This window comes from uncultured Veillonella sp., assembly GCF_915069625.1.
GTDB lineage: Bacteria > Bacillota > Negativicutes > Veillonellales > Veillonellaceae > Veillonella.
The window spans coordinates 1-4,648 of the sequence record NZ_CAJZFD010000163.1 but is presented as its reverse complement, the minus strand read 5'-3'; the positions used below and the strand labels follow the sequence as shown (position 1 = coordinate 4,648).

General features: G+C 37.0%; 5 protein-coding genes. All 5 read right to left on the bottom strand.

Annotated elements, in window-relative coordinates:
* On the bottom strand, positions 1-324 hold a 324-nt coding region (locus tag QZ548_RS08095), incomplete at its 3' end, for an oligosaccharide flippase family protein (RefSeq protein WP_295869580.1).
* The gene (locus QZ548_RS08090; RefSeq protein WP_295869578.1) at positions 324-1,463 is read right to left on the bottom strand and encodes a CapA family protein; all 1,140 of its coding nucleotides are present in this window, start codon (positions 1,461-1,463) and stop codon (positions 324-326) included. The genes QZ548_RS08095 and QZ548_RS08090, both read right to left, overlap by 1 nt.
* On the bottom strand, positions 1,441-2,373 hold the full coding sequence (locus QZ548_RS08085; protein WP_295869575.1) for an ATP-grasp fold amidoligase family protein: 933 nt from the start codon (positions 2,371-2,373) through the stop codon (positions 1,441-1,443). The genes QZ548_RS08090 and QZ548_RS08085 overlap by 23 nt, the downstream gene beginning before the upstream one ends.
* Complete coding sequence (locus QZ548_RS08080; protein WP_295869572.1) at positions 2,351-3,592, bottom strand: O-antigen ligase; 1,242 nt, start codon at positions 3,590-3,592, stop codon at positions 2,351-2,353. The genes QZ548_RS08085 and QZ548_RS08080 overlap by 23 nt, the downstream gene beginning before the upstream one ends.
* 19 nt (positions 3,593-3,611) lie before the next feature.
* Positions 3,612-4,648, bottom strand: a 1,037-nt coding sequence (locus QZ548_RS08075) for a glycosyltransferase (protein WP_295869571.1), incomplete at its 5' end; no start/stop codon positions are given.

Here is a 4,648-nt window from a genome sequence, read left to right as displayed (position 1 = left end):
GACCAATATAGCCAACTCATCACGACCGATTATAATAGCCCCCCATAAGAGTAAAGAAAGCACTAAGTTGGCAATAAAAGCTACATCTGTAGCCTCCTGTTTTTCTTTATCACTTTCAAACTCATGCTGTACAAGAAACTTTTGGAATCCTGCATCAGCAAGCATCTCTGCAAAGGATATAACCATCATAATCGTTGCCAATATACCAAACGCCGTAGGCGCTAGCATATGGGCCAATATTATATTTGTTAGTGGTGTAATAAGCTTTGCTAAAACTTCTGTTATGACAGACCATTTAGCAGCAGCTACTATTTTAGTATCCATTATTTTCTATTGATATTCTTAATGCCCCGCAAGAATAATTCATGGTGAGCTTCACAATCTAAGTAGTTTTGGATTGCCAAATAACTTGTTTTTCCTAATAGGAGTTGCATTAATTTTCGACCAAATAATGCATTGATTGCACGTATAATAAATGATCTACCAATAAATTCACGTAAATAACGCTTTACATGTGTATCGGCAAAATCTTTATAGGCTTGTACTACAAAATGAGCATCTCTAATGTGTTCACTTCGTTGTTTATAGGCTGTCAAAGTTTCATCTGCTTCTGACTCAGTAGCTAAACGCGTTCCCATTTCCGTACTACGAATTGGCACTTCAGAGATAATAAAACTATCCTTTGTTGCCTCTACATTGATTAATAAAGAGTCTTTAACAAACTCCTTATGCTGTATATAGAATTCGGAGTTAAAGATAAAGTTACCTTGACCATAAATAATAGTCCCATTGCCATAGTCTTCACGAGAGCCTATACAATGACTATGTTGACAAATTACAAGGTCTGCCCCTTTATCAACAAATTTACGGCAATATCTCTGTAGCATTGGTGATGGGTAGCGATAAAATTCCTTCCCACCATGATATAAAACGATGACATAATCACAGGTCTTCTTTAGTGCTTCAACATCATCAAAGCTTTCTAATACATCAAAGGGATTGGCCCCCATTGTATGACAAGAGGCAACGGTAAACTCATGTTCTGCACACATATAAAACCCTATGCGTATACCGTCCTTTTCAAAGATAAACGGCTTTTTAGCTTCCTTTACATTAGCACCAGCACCGGCATTTTTAATATCATGCTTTTTTAATAACTCCAATGTAGTAGTTAAGCCTTCCACACCATGGTCTAAGGAGTGATTATTAGCCAGTGTTAAAAATATAGGTTCTAAAGCCTTATAACCATAGATTGTTTTTGTAGGAGATTTTAAATTATCACCAAATTTATTAATCGGAGTAGCTGCATCTGTTAAGGGCACCTCTAAATTAAATACATTTAAATCAGATTTTTTTAGAAGTCTCAGTAACTCCTTACCAACCAAAGCCTCTCCATTACCAGATTCAAATAATTCTCTATTTATATCCGTAGGGACAAAATCAGCCCCGATGTACAGTTTCAAGATGTAACCACTCCCCTAATTCATAATCTTTTGACATAGGACGAAACTTCTCAAATCCAGCACCAGGGAAAAACGTTAACTCTCCAATAAATAGGCGCCCTTTTATTTCGTAAAAATCAACACGTAAGAACGGACAATCCTTACTTAGCTCAGCTGTGAGACGTTTCATCTCCTCATACGTAGCTGGCTTCGGAAATTCCGTAGGTAATGGAGGATAATGACCAAAATGAATCCCCATAGGCTCCCAATCAATATCATAGAAGTTCATACGCGTTCCAGTCTTTGAAAAGCGATCTGAACACACTACAGTTAGCTTTGGTTCTCCATGGAAGGAATACATCTTATAGTCTAATAAATCATCATTGCCCAATTCAGAAATATATTCTTCTGCTATAATACGACGCGGTACATTCTGATAAGCCCATTCTCTAGCAATTTTAGAATAATCACGTTTTAGAGATGCTCTTAACTTTGCTTTAGCTGCCTCTCGATCAAGGGATGACTTATCTTTACAAATAACGATGCCCCCACTATCATGTGTACACTTCAACACAAACTGATTAGGCAACGCATCAAAGTCAATATCCTCTACGGAATCCCAAACAGCCAGTGTAGGAATTATATATTGATCACCTACACGGTGAGCAATAAAATTTTTAGCCTCATGCTTATCTACCATTACTGTTTGTATAGGCTCTCTATAATTAACCTTTAGCCATTGTAACTTTTCGCTGAAAGTTTTTGGATTCTCTAAGTCTAAAGGATATCCCATGTATTTAGGAAATACCTTCTTTAAAAACTCTTCATCCGATAAAGAGTCATAATAACCCAATTTAATCAATACTCGCGTGCGATAGTAAGGTTTTGTTAAAAAGGACATGCCAACTTTACACAATTTGCTGAGCTTCATTTTTACGTCCTTTCCGAAGCAATTGCACCTCTAAATAAAACATCATCATATAAAAATATGTACTCTTACTTTCATAAGAAACCATCCCCATATCCATAACAATTTGAGAAAGGAATAAAATAAGGACCATTACGTATTCATTACTATGAAAGTCTCGGTAACGAATTAAGTTATAAGCTATATACACATACATTGAGTAATACGCCAATAAGCCGATTACGCCTGTACCCGCTAATAATTCAATATAGTTATTATGTAAATAATAATTCTCTTTACCGTATACGAAATAGGTAAATACTGAAGGGTTATTTACGCCAACCCCAGTTATAGGGGATTGATAAAATAAATCCCACCCAATATCAACCAAGGCCATACGGATAATGGTTGATGAATCGCCACCAGTACCAGAAAAGGCATCCACCATACTCGACATACGGTCTAGTACCTCTGAAAACATAGGCAATTGTAAGACTGCAATACCAATTAACGTAAGAGCTAATAAGGATCCTATAATTTTCGCAATAGAATTCACTACATTGGCACTGCGTAAACTTTTAAACACAAATAGTAAGACTGTACCAACAACAACGAACACTAACGCTTTACGACTGCCGGTAGCCGCTAAAATTCCCAATGTGGGTAAGGCTATAATATTCCACCAACGAGGTCGATCGTACAACATATAATACAATGTCATAACGATCGCATTGGCCCCTAATAAACCTACTGTATTCGCATTTAATGCATCATTGGCAATTCGAGCAGATGAGGACAAAACGGTAATAAAATAATCTAAACCATAGAAATATACAGTATAAAAACAAACTATATAACCAGTCCACATACCAATCTTTAATAATATGTCCACCGATTTTTTATCTTGATAACACATGTATAGAATGATAAGCATAAAGAATATTTTGACGATATCAAAGCTTCGACTGAGTGCTACAGATGGCTCTATAGCATTAATAGTACTCAGATAACAGGCTCCAATGAAGAGCAGCATATAACCATGCATCCAAGTAAGCCTAAATTTAATAACTCCCCGCTCTCGAATGAGATAACAAATAATAAGTCCAAATAGGCATACAAATAATACATAGGCACCATAATTCGCATCACCAAGGGCAAAGGAAATGGTCAACGACAACACTAAAAAAATTAGAGTTATGAACCATATCATGCGGTCAGCAATAGCCGTAATATTTAACTTCAATGGTTCTCCTCCTTACAACTCATAAAACATCTAACCAACGTTTAGCAATTTTGCATAGTGGGAATTTGTCACGCACCTTAATGGCTTCTTGTGAAAGTTTAGCTGCTAGTGCAGGATCTTTTAGAACGCTACGCATGGCTTCATACATAGCCTGTGTATCTCCTACAGGCACCAAGATACCATTCTCTCCACTTGTTATGACCATACGAGCCCCACCTACTGGACAGTCTGTAACAACTGTAGGCAAGCCCATGCCTAGCGCTTCAAGCATAGAGTTTGAAATACCTTCAAAATCAGATGATGAAACATACATAGAACAAGGTGCGACCTTCTCTAAAATATTACTAGCAAAGCCAGGCAATAAAATTCTATCCTCTAAATTAAGAGATTTTATTTGAGCTCGTAGTTCATCCTCTAAAACGCCTTGCCCATAAATAACGAGTTTATACTCTGGAAACTCATCTGCTAGCATACTAAATGCATTGATCATCATAGGCAAATTCTTTTGCGGATGCAAGCGACATGCTGTAACGATCGTCTTTTCCCGTTCTCCCTCAATTGGTGGTGGCAATTTACCATTAATAGGATTCGGAATGATAACACCACGCTTTTGTACAGATTCAGGAAAATATGAACGTGCATCTTCCGTTTGGAATACTAACGCATCAGCAAAGCGAAAAGCAAAATTACGCAGCGCTTGTTGATGCCAACCGATAGGTACCTTACGCGGATTATTTCGTTCTGAAAAGACAATGCGATTCTTTACAAACCAGGAACTAATAGCCAATATAAAGCTAGATGCAGACAAGAATGATAAACATGTAGCATTCGGTCTAGTCTTTAAAATCTTAATTAGCTCTTTTATTTCCTGCATAAAGCGAATCACTTTATTAGAACTTGTGGTATGAATTTCAATTTGCTCTATCCCATTTTCTAAGGCATATTCATTACCATAACGATTGGGACTAGTTTGGATGACCGTAATATGATGACCATCATGCACCCATTGACGAGCTAACTCTGTTAAAATTCGTTCAGCTCCATCATTACCAAGGG